We start from the raw sequence: 16,842 nt of genomic DNA on the forward strand, positions 1-16,842 counted from the left end.
AATAGCATAATCGCTCTAGGTGTGGAGAAGCTGAGCGCTTCGTGGCTGGAGGCTCTATGGGCGTCGGGGCGATCCCCACCCGATGATAGGCGTACCAGCACACAGTACAGCTTTAGTCTAATGGATACAGCCTCCAAACCCGCTAAGAGTGTGAAAAAGTGCGGATCAGCCCCGTGTTTGGCGTGTGCGCTGGGGGATAAAACCATACTAAGAGCGTGACGAAACACATGCGGACTTCGGTTGGACTAGAGACCTCGGGGCTGTGTATAGTTATCTGTCGTTATACCTTTGGTGCCGCGGTTAGCGGATTCAGGCAGGGTATAACCAAGCGCAAGTGGCGGAATTGGCAGACGCGCTGGCTTCAGGTGCCAGTGATCGCAAGATCGTGGGGGTTCAAGTCCCCCCTTGCGCACCAAGATTGATCGTTTATGTAAATAGGCTAACGGTTGGATTTTACCTTCCTATAATTGCTAGGAATTTTGTGGAGAATGCAAAATTTTTCCGCTGTTTTATTCTGGTGGTGCTCAATAATGACAGAAGCGACACCTGATATGCGGAGTTTCGATGTTTCGTGGTGGGCTTGGGTAATTCAGGCTATGATTTTAACACTCATTACATATGGTTATTATCTTGGTAAAAGGAAAGTAGTAACTAGCTAAGATCCGAGATTAAAGGTTGTACTTGAAGGTGTCAACAAGGAGTCCACGAAAATAAGACTAAGGACCCACCTAGAGGTGTCGGCGCCACTGTTTTTCTGAATTAGTCAGTTATTTCTGGCCTTGATCAGTGCGGAGTGGTTTAGACGAGATTAAAACCTGCTCTGGAATGCAAGGCTATCCCCGCGGATACAGAAACGTTCAATGATTCAGCTTTTGGGTTCATTGGAATAGTTACCTTGTCTTTGGAAATGGCAGTTATGGCTTCCGAGGCACCGATCTTTTCGCTGCCAAAAACAAGAACTAGTCGTTCTTTGATGTTACTGAGTTGCTCAATGCTGACGGATCCCTCAACGTCGAAAGAGACTAGCCGGTTGCCATTCTTTGAAAAATATTTCAGGGCTTCTTCCCGAGAGGTAATTACGACGGGGAGGGAGAACACGTAGCCACGGCTGGCACGAAGAATCCTACGATCTGCAATGCTTACCAGGTCGCTGTCAACAAGAACTATCCCAGAGGCACCGAGTGCGAATGAGGTTCGAACTATGGCTCCGATGTTGCCAACAATCTTGACACCGTCGAGAAGTATGATGTCGCCGGACGCTTTTTCTAAGTCCTCAAAACGTGAAGGTCGGGGGACACGTGCTACCCCAAAAATCTTGGGCTTTTTCTCAGTTTTGAAGATCTGTCCTGCCAAAGAAGTTGCGATGATTCTCACTGGAATATCATGTTCGGCTGCTTTAGCTAGAAGCTCGTGTGGCAGGGTTACATTTCCAACCCGTAGATTTCCACAAACTCCACCCCCGCAACAAGACTCTGCATGAGAGGCTCAAAATCCTCAATCAGGGCTGTACGCAAATTTCTGCGTGCGGGTTTAATGAGATCTATAATCCGCTGGACTGCCGGGTCGGAGCGTTCGGATATAAAGTCAGGACTCAACATGCACCAAGCATAACAGGCTTGGCGCGTGGGCCCGTATTTCCCTAAGAAGAGACAGGCTATACTGAGAAGCCTTCCAAAGCAATGCCCAACCCAGAGAGTGTAGTATTGATGCTCTTCCCCTCAGCAGTTGCTTCGAGGTTGAAGCCCCCACCGATGTTGGCGGATAGCCGATGATCTCAATTGCCTTGCTTGCCGTTCAACCTTTCTCACATTCAGTACATTCCTGGCAGCTGCTGGAATATCACTTTTGTTCTATGGTGAAAACTTTAACGGGTCCGTCCCCCTAAAGAACTCGTGCAGTTCTTCAGAGATGATGGGCATATAGAAATAGAGGTATACCAGCAAGCAGAGGGCGGCCACGGTTGCCAGAGCCAGCCATCTCAGTGTCCTTCTCACGGGGAGGGAGGCCACCTTCTGTAGGATCGCGGCCCCGCACACACAGTAGACGGCACTAAAAACAAATTCGGCAATAGCTACCATCCAGACCCCCCACCGGTCACAGCCCAAATCTGCCCATCAAAGCACAAACTGGGGTGCCGTCGGAACCCCGACGGCACCCCACAAAACGATGGAAACTAGTTTACCGCCTCGATAGCGGGCTGGCGGCCGCCCAGTTCAGCGTCGATACGCAGAAGACCGGACCCTCTGCCGTCCACCAGTTTCAGGCGGGTAAGGATCTCAGAGACAGTTGCTTCTTCCTCAATTTGTTCGTTGACAAACCAGTTCAGCAGGGGCCGAGAATCGAGGTCACCGGCTGCTTCGGTCTCGCGGTAGAGATCGCGGATAGAGGCGGAGACCTTCTGCTCGTGAGCAAGAGCCGCCTCAAACATCTCGATGGGGGAAAGCCCCGGTTTCACGGTGTGCTCGGCCAGCTGCCCGATATTGGCGTGGCTACCGCGATCGGAAACAAACTTTATAAACTTGAGGGCGTGTTCGGTCTCCTCCTCGGCCTGGGCATGGAACCAGGAGCTTATACCCGGAAGATCCTGCTCATCAGCCTCAATAGCCAGCTGGCGGTAAACCAGGGAAGACTCAAACTCAAGGGTGAGCTGTTCGTTGAACTTCTTTTCAATATCGGTAGAAATCTGCATACCACCAATCTAGCGAGAAACCGGCGGAAAATCAGCAAAAAACCACGAAAGCGGAGGGATAAAACTGTTACTTTAACTGCTGTGGGCAGGGTAAAAACTGTCCTAGGTGAGGCTAATAAACCGCTCCCAGCCATGAAACCCTGCATCCGCTCACAATCCGGGACTGCGGTGCCCGGGCCCGGGTGCGCAGCTTTTAATCACAATCAGCAAACACATACCCCAAAAGGTGCAGGAGTCGCTGGGCGAAACTAGTATTGATGGGTCGGTCCGCCACATGACCTCCCGGAGACCGTACCCCGGTAGAGAACAAAAAGAAGCAGACAGCCCCCGCAGAGATCCGCCCCGTGGGGGTTCTATCAACACGAAAGTCAGCCTTGTCAACAACACCAGAAAACCAACCACAGCCCATCATGAGTCAGCGGCAAATCATGCTCGTTATCGTGGGGCTCATGGCCGGCATGTTCCTCTCGTCGCTCGACCAAACCATTGTCTCCACCGCAATACGAACTATTGGTGATGACCTCCACGGTCTAGAACAACAGGCATGGGTGACCACCGCCTATATGATCACCTCAACCATCACCACCCCCATCTACGGTAAACTCTCCGATCTCTTCGGTCGCCGCCCGCTCTACCTCTTCGGTATCCTCGTGTTCATCCTGGGGTCGCTCCTCTCCACCTTCTCCACCTCGATGACCATGCTGGCAGCATTCCGCGCTTTCCAAGGACTCGGTGCAGGTGCTCTCATGTCCCTACCCCTGGCCATCATGGGCGATATTCTGGCTCCCCGCGAACGCGCCAAATACCAGGGCTACTTCCTGGCAATCTTCGGCATCTCATCGGTAATTGGGCCGCTCATCGGTGGCGTATTTGCCGGTACCGAGGAAATCCTCTGGATCGCGGGCTGGCGCTGGGTCTTCCTCATCAACGTACCCATAGGAGTGGTGGCGTTCACCATCGTCTGGTTTTCCCTGCGCCTACCCAAGATCAGCACATACACGGCTAAACCCCGTGTCGATTGGTGGGGAGCTGCCGCCGTCATCCTCGCACTGGTTCCACTACTTCTGGTTGCCGAGCAGGGCCGCGAATGGGGCTGGACCTCGGCCGCCGCTATCACATGCTACGTCCTCTCGGCTATCGGTCTTGCCACCTTCCTGATCGTCGAATCAAAGATGGGAACCGACGCGATCATTCCGCTGAAACTCTTCAACACCTACGCCTTTTCCATGTCCAGTGTTCTCAGCTTTATGGTGGGGTTTGGCATGTTCGGGGCAATGATGACGATTCCGCTATTCCTGCAGATCGTCGTGGGGCTGACCCCCACAGAATCCGGCCTTGCGACCTTACCGCTCATGCTGGGCATCATACTCTCATCGGTAGTCTCAGGGACCCTGGTATCAAAAACCGGGTCCTACCGGATCTTTCCCACCCTTGGTCTGTTCCTGATGGCGGCCTCCTACTACTACCTGACCTACATGACAGTAGACCGCCCGCTCTGGTTCCTTATGATTGGCATGTTCGGGATCGGCTTGGGTTTAGGCCAGCTCATGCAATCGCTCACCCTGGCAGCGCAGAACTCGGTTGCCCCCTCCTATATGGGGGTCGCAACATCGGCGTCCACCTTCTTCCGACAAATCGGCGGGACCATGGGCACCGCCGTCCTGCTCTCGGTGCTGTTTACGGTTATGCCCGGTAATATCGGCACAGCAATGAGCAACGAAGATGACCTGCGCGCGGCCCTCGACGCCGGCCTTAACCCCGCGGTCGCCACCGCCCCCGAGAACACGGCGATCATGGACCAGATGTGGAACCCGATTCTCAACCCGGTCAAAGAAAACATCAACGACCAGCTCAACACCGGATCCCAGCAGGCGAAAGAAGCAGCAAACCGGGCAGTAACGGAGCAGGTCACCGCGGCTGTCCAGCAGCAGGTTGATGCCGGGGCACTGCCCGAGTCTCAGGCGCAGACAGTAATTGATCAGCAGGTTGCAGAAGCAAGTCCGGCAGCAGAAGAGCAGGCGCTTACCGCCGCCGCGGAACAGGCCCACGTCAGCGTTACAGATGGCACCCTGGCTGTCAACTGGGCAGACGACGACCAGCGCACCTACTGGGTGGATCAAATAGCCCCGCACATGGCACGGGAAATCTCTGAGCAGTCTGACAGTTCCGAGGAAAGCTCCGGCTCATCGGCCTCACTCTCTGACACCTCCTACCTCAACGGCGCAGACCCGCGTCTCAGCCGCCCCTTTATGCAGGGTTTTAACTCCTCGGCTCTCACCGTCTACTGGGTGGGTTTCTGCGTGGTGGCGGCAGCATTTGTGCTCTCCCTCTTCTTTAAGGCACCGCCACTGCGCAACGAATCAGGGTTGCAGCAGTCGGCCGATATCGCGGACGCAGAGAGGTAAAGACCGGTCGGCACCGGCCCGGTGCGGCCGGTGCCGACCGTGCTGTCTCGCGGGCGGGCTAGAAAGAGAGCCCGCGGCTGCCGTCGCCCCGATCAACCAGGTAGGGGTTTTCCTCCCTCTCATCCCTCTGCTCACGGCGACCTGAGAAGAGCACCGACTGCCCCGGACGGTAAGCCGGGTGGTTGGCGTCGTTCCCGTGTTCTTGTTGGTCTCTGTGCGGGTAGGGGGGCGTTGCGGTGCGGTGTTTTTTCTCCAACCGTGCGCGAACTATCCAGGCCAGCGGACCAAAAATCGGAAAAATCAGGGCGATGAGAAGCCACCCAAATTTGTGAACCTCATCGAAATAGGGATTGCGGTAGATGGTGAACACGCAGTAGAGCACCAGTACGGCTGCCAGGCACATCAGCCCCAAGAGTACCCAGCCTAAAAACGTGGGGTCGGCCGCAGTATCTACAGTCCAAGAATCCATGAAGCCCAGTCTACCGAGCCTAAAGATAACCCGGCACAAATCACGATGATTACGATGATTATTCGGTGCCTCAAGAACAAAAATACGATATATTAATTTGCTTGAGAGCATATAGAAGTGCTCGTATCCCCCGGAGTAACCCCGGCAATCAATGGGGTTACCCAAGAAATCTATTCCCCACAATGTAAGTAAACACATGCATAAAAACATAGAGATCAGTTTTATCCCCCAAAAACCGATACGTTTCATCGTAGGACTCTCGCTAGCGGCTGTTCTTGCGCTCGGTACTCTGCCCCCGGTACAGGCGGAAGACTCATCGGGCTCGGCCACCAGCGAGCTATCCAGGGTGACCAATGGGCAGGAAACAGAGGAGGTGAAAGAGCTCCTCCCCGAAGAGGCAGTTCTTGACCGCCCCCAGCTGACTGACGCACCACCTGTAGACGGCGATGGTAACCCCGGAGCAACCCTGGGCCAGGGTCTTAAAGCTCTTGAAGAAACGGATAATCTTTCTTCCGATTCGCTTGATAGTGCCCAAGAACAGGTAAAACGCGCGCAGGAGGGCGCGGATGTTACCGACAGGGCCGATCATGACGGGGACACCGGACGGGCTACCTCCAGGGTGGACCCGGCAGGTTTCCGTTCTCACCAGAACACCCCGGGTGGTTATACGGCGAACTTTGCCCTGGCCCGCAGCACAGCCACATTCCGCACGGTTGCCACCAGCCCCACAGGTTCGGGTGTGCTGGGCATGGACGTCTCGGGGTGGCAGCCCAGTGTTAACTGGGCATCAGAGTATTCCAACGGTGCCCGATTCGCCTACATTAAAGCCTCAGAAGGCATAACCTATAAGTCGCCCGTTTTTTCTTCCCAGTATTTGGGCGCCAGTGGCGTGGGAATGAAGCGGGGCGCCTATCACTTTGCCATCCCCACGGCATCAACGGGCGCCCAGCAGGCCAGGTATTTTGTGGCGAACGGCGGAGGCTGGACAGCCGACGGCTCCACCCTGCCCGGCCTGCTCGACATCGAGTACAACCCCTATTCGGCGCTGGGTAATAGCTGCTATAACATGACTCCCTCCCAGCTTTACAGCTGGGTGAAAGATTTTACAGACACCTATAGGCAGCTTACCGGCCGCTACCCGGCGGTTTACACCACCACCGACTGGTGGTCTACCTGCATCGGGTCTATGGCGGATTTCAACTATCTACCTCTGCACCTGGCTTCTTACAGCTCTACGGTGGGTAGAATGCCCGCCGGTTACAGCACCTACGACATCTGGCAGTACTCTTCGACCGGGCCTTTCTCCGGCGACTCCAATGTTTTCAACGGCACCTACGCCGATCTCAATAATTTTGCGGCAAACGCCAACTACCAGCCGGTGAGCACCCAGCGTGCACAAAGCCGGTACACTCTGCGCGGAGCTATCGGTTCCTACTATCACAGTAGCGGCGGGGTGGGCACCTACGGGCTGCCTACCGGCAATGAGTTCTCAACCCGTCTCAACGGTGCTGTACAGAATTTTGCCAATAACCGGTCTATCTATTGGACGGCGGCTACCGGCGCGCACGGCGTGTACTGGGGTGGGGCTATCGGCGCTAAATTCCGGGATAACGGCTACGAGAATGGCTGGGGTTACCCCACCACCGATGAGCTGGGTTTCTGGCAGGGCGCTAAACAGCACTTCCGTAACGGCAACGCCTACACCGCCGTTTACTGGTCCCAGGCAACCGGTGCGCATTCTTTCAACGAGCGGGGCGCGATCTTTAGTAGATGGGCCGCTGAGGGAGACGTGAGAGCCTACGGGTTCCCCACCACCGATGAGCTGGGTTTCTGGCAGGGTGCGCGACAGTTCTTCCAGAACGGTCAGGTGGTCTACTGGTCACCTACCAGCGGGGCTAGGGTCATGAACAGCCGCGGGTCAATCTATGCCCGGTGGGCCGCTGAGGGAGACGCTAAAATCTACGGGTTCCCGGTCACCGACGAGGTGCGGGGTGCCGACGGTGTCACCAGGGTGAAATTCTCCAACGGTAAAACCATCAACTGGACCGCGGCTCGCGGAACCTGGGTGTCATCGTAGAGATAGGGCACCGAATCGTTACGGCATCTGGCGGCAGAGTAACCTCTGCGCCAGATGCCGTCTGTGCTTGCGGATCGCTAGGGAATGAGGTTCCTCATTCGTGCGTCATCGGCGGTGAGCTCATTTCTCTCTACCGCGGGAGCCGGCCCGGATTCGGTAGAGCTGGAGGGGCGGTGGGCCTGGAACGTGAGTAGATCCATGTCGTTTGGGCCGGTGAGATCGTCGTAAAAGCCGTCCCAGTTAATGTCTGCGGAGACGGGCTCCTGATCTATTTGTCCGTTTCCGTTAAAGTCAATGGGGCCGTCGGCCGGTGCGGTTTTTTCGGTGCCGGTGGCGTAGTCGTACCAGGAGTAATAGTAGCCGGCGGCACTCTCACCCAGTCCCCGGGTTTCATCGATACTGTTCTCGCTGAGGGTGTCGGTAGTGCGTGTGGAGTAGCCCAGCCATCTGCTGCCGTCTTCTTGTAGAACTCCGAACTGGTAGCGGTAGTTCATGATGCTCAGGTAGTTGGGTTTGTAGTTGGTGTAGGTGTCACCGCCGTGTTCGAGGCCCAGGTTATGGCCGATCTCGTGAACAAAGGTGCCGACCCGAATGTCGCTGGAGGCTTCACCCCAGTAGGTCGGACCAACGGTTACCAGGAAGTTGGTTCCGTTGAGCTCGGCGATTCCCGATGAGCCGTCTGCACCGTAGTAGTCACCCCAGACCATGTAGTGGAAAATACCGTTGCGGTTGGGGTCTGAGTTGGATTGGCGAAGGGCGGAAACATTCTCCAGCCCGCTCAGCGGACTGGTTGGTATCCTGTTGCCTCCGCCCAGGTTGTGGCCGGCGCTTTCCTCGCCGGCATCCAGGTGGAGGTTGATCCCCTGGCTACCGTCGAGATTGTTGATGGGGTAGGAGGCAAAGATATCAATTATCCTGTCCAGCTCTTCATCGCTGGCGAGCAGGCCCGGCATGTAGTCCATCTCAACAAAGATGTCTTTTTTCTGAGGGTCGGCACCCATGCCCGGTAGGTCTATATCTACGGTGCCGTCGTCATTGGCGTCGTAGCCGTTGGTTTCCCAGGTGTCGAGTAGGCCGTCGCCATCGCTGTCTGCTGCTGTCTCTGGTGCGGTGGATTCGACGGATCCGGTGCTGGTCGTTGACTGGTCGGCTTCGGCTGTTGCGGGAGTAAGCAGGAGCGACGGGGCGGCCAGTGCCAGCGTGCAGGTGAGCAGGGTATATTTTTTGGATAGGAATTTCACTGTCAAAACCAATCTTTATACGGTGATGTATCATCTACGGGTGTATAGTGAAGGATTTTAAAATATAGAAACCTCGGATCTTTAAATTGACGATATTCCTATGCAGTTGTGAGTTTCGGTCGGTGCCTTGATGGGTATTACCCCTTGTCAGAGCGTACTTTACCGATTAATCCAGGCTACCCCAGCCGGGCGGGTTTTGAAAAGCAACCGAAAGAAAATATTAATTTTATCCGCAATATTTTCGGGATATACCGTGAATGGTTTGCTATATTGTATCAATTGTCATACCAAATCAGTAAGTGTTATTTCGGGCCTATAATGGCCGCTACAAAAAATTCTGCCTCACCCTTGGGTGAGGCAGAATTTTTCAATCAAGGCTCGCGCCCACAACTAAAACGCCACCATCGTGGCAGGGAATTGGGGCTGCTTAGCGACTCCGGGCGGCTCGCTCGCGCTCAATTTTCTCCCAGAACTGGCGGGTGCAAACCTCATCGGTGCCATCCCAGGCAGCCAGATTTTTGATCTCGGGCATATCACTGGCCATAAAGATAGGTTCCAACCCGGCCTTACGCTGCACCTCGTAGTTCTTCAACAGCTTGATCACCGTGGGCATGAGTACCCCCACGGCGGTCAGGTTGAGCACCACCATCGCGGCGTTGAGAATATCCGCCATATTCCAGACCAGCGACAGCGAGGTGATAGAACCGAAAACCACAAAGCACAGAACCAGTAGACGGTAGACAGTGATGGGGCCCCTCTTCTCCGTTATAAACCGCAGGTTGGACTCACCATAGTAGTAGTTTCCCACCACCGAGGAGAAGGCAAAAAGCACAATTGCCACGGTGAGGAAATGAATGGCCCAGTCACCCAGCTGTAGGGCCAGAGCGTGCTGGGTCAGCGAGGCTCCCCTGTCCCTGTCACCATAGGTGGGGTTGGAGAGTAACACGATGAAGGCGGTGATGGAGCAGACCAGCCATGTGTCAAAATAAACACCCAGTGACTGCACAAACCCCTGTTTAGCCGGGTGCGAGATGGTGGCGGTAGCGCCCGCATTGGGGGCGGTACCGATACCGGCTTCGTTGGAGAGAACACCGCGGCGCATACCCCAGGTGATAGCACCAATCAGGCCACCGACAGTAAATTCGCGGATACCGAAAGCCCCCTCAAAAATCATGGCAAGCATATGGGGCACCTCACCAAAATTCAAGAAAACAACCGCTATGCCCAAGAAAAGGTAGAGCACAGCCATCACCGGAACAAGGAACTCGGTCACCGACGAGATAGCTCGCACACCGCCAAAGATGATTGCGGCAGCTACCAGGGCAACCACAGCACCGACCAGAAGGCGAAACACCGTAGCATCGGATGAAGACACATCGACACTGAAAGAGGTTGCGGTCGCCTCAACAATGGCGTTGGTCTGCACGGCAACAAAGACAAAAGCGTAGGTCACGATGATAAGGAAAACAAAAATGAGACCCATCCAGCGCGAATTCAGGCCCCGCTTCATATAGTAGGCGGGACCGCCGATATAGGAGTCCTTGCCCCGCTCCTTGTAGAGCTGGCCCAGGAGGGACTCTGCAAAGGCCGAAGCCGCGCCTATACCGGCGATTACCCACATCCAGAAAACTGCGCCGGGCCCACCCATGGTAATGGCGATAGCAACCCCGGCAATATTTCCGGTGCCCACCCTTGACGCGGCAGAGACTGTAAACGCACGGAATGAACTAATACCCTTACGGCCGTCAGCTTCTTTACCCGAGGGCTCAACAACCGAGCGGAACATCTCCCTGATAGAGCGGAACTGCACGCCGCGGGTAGCGATCGTAATCAGGATGCCGGCTATGACAAGAAAGATGCAGAAAATATCCCAGACACTTCCCGCCAGATTTTCCACGGCGGTCGATGCCTCGGCTGTTACGTCGTTGATGTATGAAATGGCATCAATAAAAGCATCCATAATGCTCCTTTACTGACAGAGGGCACAGGGGTCCGCGGGTTTCCGCGGCGTATGAGGACTGCGTTGTTCGTTTTTCGTGGCACGGGTGAAGAAGACGGCGCAGAAGAACAACAAAAACAGTCCCAGCCTAGCCGGTAAATGTTTCCTGGGCGTAAACAGACACGGCCGGTCTGGTTGGCCGGGGCGGTCTATCCTTTCTGGTTTTGTCGGGCGGTATCGTCGGAGAAGACATCGGGGATACCGTCTTTGTTTTCGTCGATTGTTTCCTTGAGAGCGATTGCCTGATAGTGCTTGTTGCGCAGGGAGAGCAGAATTCCGCCGATCAGGGCGGCTGACACCGAGCCGATGAGGATCGCGATTTTGGCGTCTTCGGTATGCGGTGATCCGTTCTCGAAAGAGAGTTCCGCAACCAGCAGTGAGACAGTGAAACCGATACCGCCGGTAACCGCTATGCAGATAACATCTATCCAGCGGATATCGGGATCCAGATTGGCGTTGCGGAAACGGGTGACCAGCCAGGTGGTGAGGGTGATACCGACGGTTTTTCCAAGAACCAGGCCAAGGATAATACCCAGGGCAACGCTGTCGGTGAGAGCTGTGGTAAGCCCGTCCCAGCCGCCGACGTTGACCCCGGCGGAGAAGAAGGCAAAGATCGGTACACAGATGAGGGAGGACAGGGGGCGCAGCCGGTGCTCAAAGACCTCGGCAAGCCCTGCCGGGGCGTTGGCGGCCTCAGATTCCTTGTTATATTTCACCGGCACGCAGAAGCCCAGCACAACGCCGGAGATGGTGGCGTGGATGCCGGATTCTAAAAAGAGCGCCCAGGTGATAATGCCCAGGGGGAGGAGGATTGTCCATGCACCCCAGTGGTTGAGGTGGAAAAATTTCTCATACTTATGCGCAATCCACAAATATGCCACGATTGGAATAATAGAAATAATGAGGTACCAGGGCTTGAAGTTGTCGGTGTAAAAAAGGGCGATAATAAAAATTGCGATGAGGTCGTCAACCACCGCCAGGGTAAGCAAGAAGGTGCGCAGCGCCGACGGCAGGTATTTACCCACGGCGGTGATAACTGCTACCGCAAAAGCAATATCGGTTGCGGTGGGAATAGCCCAGCCATGAACCGCTGTTTCGTTCGTGTGGTTGATCGCGAAATAGATAATCGCCGGGGCGGCAACACCACCAAAAGCGGCCGCAACGGGTACCACCGCACGGCCGGGATTCCGAAGGTCACCGATCACAAATTCTTTTTTGAGTTCTAGACCGGTGAGGAAGAAGAAGACCACCAGTAGGCCGTCAGCTGCCCACTCATTCACGGTCATCATCAGGTGGTGGAACCCCGGAACATGAAAACCTATTTCGGTGTCGCGCACCCCAAAATAAAGCTCGGATGGGCCGTGGATATTCGAGAGCAGAATGGCAAGAACGGTTGCCGCCAGCAGGATAAACCCCCCCAGGGACTCCCTGCGGATGATCTCAGAAATACGGCTTGATTCGGCGTAGGTACCGCGTGAGAATACCGTGTTCTCCGGGCGTGGAGAGGATGTCCGGTGTGAATCTGTCATACTGTGATCGCACCCCTTCTTCTAGAAAATATGTGATACCTCTGTGGACATAAACCATTTTTAACTGTATTGAACCGTGCGTTGCTCCGGCACCGCTGGCACGGTATTTCCGGATGGTGGACTTGCCCCCCCGTAGAATTCCGGCGGTATGTACGAGGCGGCTCAGACCTGTTGGGCCGGGGCACCGGTGTCGTCGGAAAAAACATCGGGGGTGCCGTCGCGGTTGGCATCTATCGTCTCCTTGTCCGCAATTTTCCTGTAGTGGCGGTTGCGGGAACCAAGAATAAAAGACCCCAGTGCAGCGGCGAGGAAGGACGCACAGAGAATAGCGATTTTTGCGTAATCGTTATCGCTGGTGCCAACACCGAAAGATAGCTCGGCAACCAGTAGTGAGACGGTGAAACCGATACCGCCCAGGGCGGAGAGGCCGACCACGTCGATCCACCTGATATCGGGGTCAAGATTGGCCCCGCGTAAGCGGGTAACCAGCCATGTCGACCCGGTGATACCCACCATTTTCCCTCCCACGAGAGCAATAATAATACCCAGGGCGATGGGCTGACCTATCGCCTCGGTGAAGCCCTGCCAGCCGCCGATAGTTACTCCGGCAGAGAAAAAAGCGAAGACGGGCACACAGAAACCGGCGGAGAACGGGCGGATACGATGTTCCAGTACCTCTGCAAGTCCGTGTTCGGCGTTGGCGGCGCTGGTGCGCCTGTTGTGTTTGACGGGAACAGTGAAGGCCAGGACCACCCCCGCTATGGTTGCATGAATACCCGAGTTGAGGAAGAGAGCCCACACAATCATGCCCAGGGGGAGAAGAATGAGCCACGAGGCTTTGGGTTTGAGGTGAAAAAGGGTTTCTCCCTGACGCGCGACGAGGGCGTAGAGGGCGATAGGGGCAAGAGCAATAAGCAGGTAGTGAACCTGGAGGTCACCGGTGTAGAAGAGCGCAATAATTACGATCGCGATGAGGTCGTCAACCACCGCCAGGGTGAGCAAAAAGGTGCGCAGCGCTGCCGGTAGGTGAGTGCCGATCACAGCTAGAACTGCCACGGCGAAAGCGATATCGGTCGCGGCGGGGATTGCCCACCCTTTGAGCGCATCGGTACCGGCATCAAGGTTGATGAAGGTGTAGATGAGTGCGGGCACGGCAACGCCGCCGGCGGCAGCCACCACCGGGACTAGCGCTTTTCCCGGGTTGCGTAGATCGCCCACCGTGAACTCTTTTTTGAGTTCTAGGCCGGCGAGGAAAAAGAAGACGGCTAGTAGACCGTCTGCTGCCCAGTGGCCCAGGGTGAGATTGAGGTGGAAGCTGCCGATGTCCTGTCCCAGGTAGGTGTCGCGGAGGGCCAGGTAGAAGTCCCGTGCACCGGTGTTGGCAAGAACGAGGGCCAGTATTGTTGCTCCCAGTAGCACAAAGCCGCCCACCGATTCTTTCCGCAGAATTTCGGTGATGCGCTGGGATTCTTTGTAGGTGCCTCGCGCGAAAGTGGTGTGTGAAGAAGGCATAGTTCCTTGTGGGTAGACGGATCATCTTTCTACTACCCCGGCAGAGAATCGTCTCTCAATGATCCTTCGGGTAGGCCGACCAGACTTCCCGGCACACCTCATCACAGCAAGCCGGTCACACCTTGATAGGCGCCTCAGGCCGCTGAGAACTAAAGCCTACCACGAGCTATATTTTTTGATTGTGATAAATGCCTTTAACCAACACAGCGGCAATTCGGGGCTAGAACTGTCTAGAAAACTAGACTGTCTCTTGTGGAAACTATTTACGAATCAAGGAAATAAGGGACACGGGGGAGGACTGGGTATGGTTTCTAAGATGAAAGATAGCGAAGATTTCTTTGGTGAGTCTCTGTGGCTCAATGACGATGAGCGTGAGGGATGGCTCTTCCTGGCATCCGTGTTCTTTAGTCTTCCCACACGGCTGGAGGAGCAGCTGGAGCGCGATTCCGGGCTGAGCTTTGTTGAGTACATGGTTTTGGCCATGCTTTCTGAGTCTTCTGAACAGGCGCTCACCATGTCGGAGCTTGCGCGTCAGACGAATACTTTACTTCCCCGGCTTTCGCGCGTGGTTACCCGTTTGGAGAAGGATAACTACGTGGAGCGTTCGGTGTGGGCGAAGGACCGGAGGGTGTCTATTTGTCGATTGCGTTCTGAGGGGCTGCGGAAGGTGCGCGAGGCTGCGCCGGGGCATGTGCGTGAGGTGCGGCGGCAGATTTTTGATCGCCTGGGTGTGCGCCAGGTGAAGCAGTTGGCCAAGATCGGGGAATCGGTTTTGGGGGCGAAACCGTCTGAGGTCATCAATCTTTCTCGTGCGGTTGTCATTGACGACGATTAGGCAGGTTCTAGGGGGCTCCTAGAAAACAGGGAGTATTTGCCCGCATATTGTTTGACACCTCAAGCTTTTCTTGTCAAGGTGGACAGATGAATTTTAACCGTACATCTTCGTTGTCACTGGGACTTCTTATTCTGCGTTTGGCGCTCGGCGCTGTATTCATTATGCACGGGTGGCAGAAATTGAATGATGTGACAGTCGCAGGAACCGTCGCGATGTTTGCGCAGGCGGGTATTCCCGCAGCCGATATAGTTGCCCCGTTTACCGTATACAGTGAGCTCATTGGCGGTGTCTTACTCGTGTTTGGTGCGCTGACCCGGCTTGCTGCTCTTCTTATTGCCCTCAACATGGTGGGTGCTATTTTATTTGTGCACACTGTTTCTCACGGGTTTTTTCTTGACAATAATGGCTATGAGTACGTGCTTATGCTGGGTGCTGCGGCTTTGGCCCTGGTATTTACCGGCCCCGGAGCGTTTGCTCTCGATCGCGTATTTGTCCGCCGAGGTTAGGAGTTCTCATGCCTCGGGCGGTATGGCGGATTGTGTGCCCGGCAGATGCCTTATGGCCGCTTGATGCGGGATAGTCCACACGGTTTGTCCACACGATGGAAGACTTACAACCGTGTTATTACATGCTTGTTAGGGTGCAGTTATATACACCCGGTTGTTATGTGATCCGCTCGGTTCCGTCGTAGGAGGTCTAGATACTGGCTGGGTAGCTGGCGGAGCCGGTGCAGAGGAGACCGGAGAAGTATCCAACTATCCACACCTGTGGATAAATCTGTGAACATTATCCACTTAAAATGTGTATGGTGGGGATGATTCTGCGGGGACCCAGCAGATTTTTCCTCGAAAATACCCGGAAAGTTGATCGTTTCCGGTGACTATCCACAGATTTTTTCCACAGGGTGGAAAACTTACATACGTGTGATTACAGGCCTAGACTTGCTTGTTGGAGAAAGTTTTTTCTCCCGTCCCCGCGCATGTCTGACTGCCAAAAGTTCGGGCAACCGCACATATGCTTGACTTACCCACAGACTTATCCACGGCTTGTGGATAAACTTTCACACTTAATGCACAGCACCTGGGAGAACCGCTTATCGGCCTCCTCGTTTGCCATCGTAGACCGCAAACGGTAGCGGAGCCTTCGCCCACTGCCCGCAGAACTACTGCAAGGTACGGCGGGCAGGTCCGAAAAAATTTGATATACCGTGGGCAAGATGCCGTGTACTGCGTATACTGAACAACTGAAAGTCTTTTCCACAGACAAAGAAACGAAAGGATACTCCTCATGGCAGAGAAGTATGTTCTTCCCGAACTTCCCTACGACTACGCGGCACTGGAGCCTCACATTTCGGCTCGTATCATGGAGCTGCACCACGATAAGCATCACGCAACCTATGTTGCCGGTGCCAACACCGCTATTGAAAAGTTGGAGGAGGCACGTGCCAAGGGCGACTACGCAAACGTGGGTAAGCTCTCCAAAGATCTTGCCTTCAACCTGGGTGGGCACACCAACCACTCGGTGTTTTGGAAAAACCTTTCGCCCGAAGGCGGTGACAAGCCCACCGGCGAACTCGCCGCTGCTCTCGATGAGTTTTTTGGTTCCTTTGACGGTTTCCGCGATCACTTCACCAACGTAGCCCTCATAATTCAGGGGTCAGGCTGGGCGGTTCTTGCTTGGGATACCGTGGGCAAACGGCTGGTTATTGAGCAGCTATACGATCAGCAGGGCAATATTTCTGTGGGGCTTATTCCTGTTCTGCAGCTGGATATGTGGGAGCACGCTTTCTACCTTGACTACCAGAACGTCAAGGGCGACTACGTGAAGGCTTTCTGGAACATCGTTAACTGGGCCGACGTGCAGGAGCGGTTTGCGCGCGCAACGTCTCAGACTAAAGGTCTGATTGTTCCCGAGGTCTAACCCGGCAATATACCGGTACTGATCTTCCGAGCAGTGCATAGCAGGGAGGGGCTTCGTGGGTTGCGAAGCCCCTCCGGCTAAAAGTGTTGCAATTCACTGTGTGTGGGGTTGCTGTGGGTGGTTTGGGGTGTGTATTGTAGAACGAGTCGCCTGGGCGGGGTTGTTT

The 16,842-nt window shown here is 55.0% G+C and carries 14 protein-coding genes and 1 tRNA gene; 6 read left to right on the top strand and 9 right to left on the bottom strand.

Translation table 11 applies throughout. The annotated features are described in order from the left end of the window. Positions 1 to 328: 328 nt before the first annotated feature. Positions 329 to 415: transfer RNA gene (locus ACS1BR_RS05670), tRNA-Leu, on the top strand. Positions 416 to 798: 383 nt separating this feature from the next. Here the strand turns inward: ACS1BR_RS05670 and ACS1BR_RS05675 are convergent. The 4 genes from ACS1BR_RS05675 to ACS1BR_RS05690 form a co-directional block, all read right to left on the bottom strand. Next, positions 799 to 1,353: a TrmH family RNA methyltransferase gene (locus tag ACS1BR_RS05675; RefSeq protein WP_463560921.1), complete on the bottom strand. Its 555-nt coding sequence runs from the start codon at positions 1,351 to 1,353 to the stop codon at positions 799 to 801. Between the two features lie 68 nt (positions 1,354 to 1,421). Next, positions 1,422 to 1,598 carry a hypothetical protein gene (locus tag ACS1BR_RS05680; RefSeq protein ID WP_463560923.1) on the bottom strand — a complete coding sequence of 59 codons (177 nt, stop codon included), beginning with the start codon at positions 1,596 to 1,598 and terminating at the stop codon, positions 1,422 to 1,424. 252 nt (positions 1,599 to 1,850) lie between these two features. Beyond that, positions 1,851 to 2,078, bottom strand: coding sequence for a hypothetical protein (locus ACS1BR_RS05685; protein ID WP_463560925.1), 228 nt, complete (start codon positions 2,076 to 2,078; stop codon positions 1,851 to 1,853). A gap of 95 nt (positions 2,079 to 2,173) precedes the next feature. Then, positions 2,174 to 2,689: a ferritin gene (locus tag ACS1BR_RS05690; RefSeq protein WP_463560927.1), complete on the bottom strand. Its 516-nt coding sequence runs from the start codon at positions 2,687 to 2,689 to the stop codon at positions 2,174 to 2,176. 374 nt (positions 2,690 to 3,063) lie between these two features. Here ACS1BR_RS05690 and ACS1BR_RS05695 point away from each other — a divergent pair, with 374 nt between their 5' ends. Further along, entirely contained in the window at positions 3,064 to 5,094 is a 2,031-nt protein-coding gene (locus ACS1BR_RS05695; RefSeq protein WP_463560929.1) for an MDR family MFS transporter, read from the top strand. Between the two features lie 58 nt (positions 5,095 to 5,152). On the opposite strand, the gene ACS1BR_RS05700 is transcribed toward ACS1BR_RS05695, so the two are convergent. Continuing rightward, positions 5,153 to 5,563, bottom strand: a complete 411-nt coding sequence (locus ACS1BR_RS05700) for a PLD nuclease N-terminal domain-containing protein (protein ID WP_463560931.1) — start codon at positions 5,561 to 5,563, stop codon at positions 5,153 to 5,155. A 196-nt stretch (positions 5,564 to 5,759) separates the two neighbouring features. Here ACS1BR_RS05700 and ACS1BR_RS05705 point away from each other — a divergent pair, with 196 nt between their 5' ends. Then, on the top strand, positions 5,760 to 7,640 hold the full coding sequence (locus ACS1BR_RS05705) for a GH25 family lysozyme (protein ID WP_463560933.1): 1,881 nt from the start codon (positions 5,760 to 5,762) through the stop codon (positions 7,638 to 7,640). A 77-nt stretch (positions 7,641 to 7,717) separates the two neighbouring features. Here the strand turns inward: ACS1BR_RS05705 and ACS1BR_RS05710 are convergent, their stop codons facing one another. From ACS1BR_RS05710 to nhaA (ACS1BR_RS05725), 4 genes are all read right to left on the bottom strand, one after another. Then, complete coding sequence (locus ACS1BR_RS05710) at positions 7,718 to 8,881, bottom strand: zinc-dependent metalloprotease family protein (RefSeq protein WP_463560947.1); 1,164 nt, start codon at positions 8,879 to 8,881, stop codon at positions 7,718 to 7,720. Between the two features lie 427 nt (positions 8,882 to 9,308). Continuing rightward, the gene (locus tag ACS1BR_RS05715) at positions 9,309 to 10,841 is read right to left on the bottom strand and encodes an alanine/glycine:cation symporter family protein (protein ID WP_463560935.1); all 1,533 of its coding nucleotides are present in this window, start codon (positions 10,839 to 10,841) and stop codon (positions 9,309 to 9,311) included. 188 nt (positions 10,842 to 11,029) lie between these two features. Then, positions 11,030 to 12,409, bottom strand: coding sequence for a Na+/H+ antiporter NhaA (gene nhaA, locus ACS1BR_RS05720; RefSeq protein WP_463560937.1), 1,380 nt, complete (start codon positions 12,407 to 12,409; stop codon positions 11,030 to 11,032). Positions 12,410 to 12,571: 162 nt separating this feature from the next. After that, entirely contained in the window at positions 12,572 to 13,921 is a 1,350-nt protein-coding gene (gene nhaA / locus ACS1BR_RS05725; RefSeq protein WP_463560939.1) for a Na+/H+ antiporter NhaA, read from the bottom strand. A 304-nt stretch (positions 13,922 to 14,225) separates the two neighbouring features. On the opposite strand from nhaA (ACS1BR_RS05725), the gene ACS1BR_RS05730 reads away from it, so the two are divergent. The 3 genes from ACS1BR_RS05730 (at position 14,226) to ACS1BR_RS05740 (ending at position 16,676) form a co-directional block, all read left to right on the top strand. Continuing rightward, the gene (locus tag ACS1BR_RS05730; RefSeq protein ID WP_463560941.1) at positions 14,226 to 14,756 is read left to right on the top strand and encodes a MarR family winged helix-turn-helix transcriptional regulator; all 531 of its coding nucleotides are present in this window, start codon (positions 14,226 to 14,228) and stop codon (positions 14,754 to 14,756) included. An 86-nt stretch (positions 14,757 to 14,842) separates the two neighbouring features. Continuing rightward, the gene (locus ACS1BR_RS05735) at positions 14,843 to 15,262 is read left to right on the top strand and encodes a DoxX family protein (protein WP_463560943.1); all 420 of its coding nucleotides are present in this window, start codon (positions 14,843 to 14,845) and stop codon (positions 15,260 to 15,262) included. Between the two features lie 781 nt (positions 15,263 to 16,043). Then, entirely contained in the window at positions 16,044 to 16,676 is a 633-nt protein-coding gene (locus ACS1BR_RS05740; protein WP_463560945.1) for a superoxide dismutase, read from the top strand. Positions 16,677 to 16,842: the final 166 nt, after the last annotated feature.

The sequence above is a fragment of the Rothia sp. 18CD1-1 genome (genome assembly GCF_055285355.1).

Bases quoted from the DNA above. Each gene is read 5' to 3' on its own strand.
- ACS1BR_RS05735 (WP_463560943.1), top strand. From the start codon at position 14,843: ATGAATTTTAACCGTACATCTTCGTTGTCACTGGGACTTCTTATTCTG.
- ACS1BR_RS05715 (WP_463560935.1), bottom strand. From the start codon at position 10,841: ATGGATGCTTTTATTGATGCCATTTCATACATCAACGACGTAACAGCC.
- ACS1BR_RS05705 (WP_463560933.1), top strand. From the start codon at position 5,760: ATGCATAAAAACATAGAGATCAGTTTTATCCCCCAAAAACCGATACGT.
- ACS1BR_RS05700 (WP_463560931.1), bottom strand. From the start codon at position 5,563: ATGGATTCTTGGACTGTAGATACTGCGGCCGACCCCACGTTTTTAGGC.
- nhaA (WP_463560937.1), bottom strand. From the start codon at position 12,409: ATGACAGATTCACACCGGACATCCTCTCCACGCCCGGAGAACACGGTA.
- ACS1BR_RS05690 (WP_463560927.1), bottom strand. From the start codon at position 2,689: ATGCAGATTTCTACCGATATTGAAAAGAAGTTCAACGAACAGCTCACC.
- nhaA (WP_463560939.1), bottom strand. From the start codon at position 13,921: ATGCCTTCTTCACACACCACTTTCGCGCGAGGCACCTACAAAGAATCC.
- ACS1BR_RS05680 (WP_463560923.1), bottom strand. From the start codon at position 1,598: ATGTTGAGTCCTGACTTTATATCCGAACGCTCCGACCCGGCAGTCCAG.
- ACS1BR_RS05685 (WP_463560925.1), bottom strand. From the start codon at position 2,078: ATGGTAGCTATTGCCGAATTTGTTTTTAGTGCCGTCTACTGTGTGTGC.
- ACS1BR_RS05740 (WP_463560945.1), top strand. From the start codon at position 16,044: ATGGCAGAGAAGTATGTTCTTCCCGAACTTCCCTACGACTACGCGGCA.
- ACS1BR_RS05730 (WP_463560941.1), top strand. From the start codon at position 14,226: ATGGTTTCTAAGATGAAAGATAGCGAAGATTTCTTTGGTGAGTCTCTG.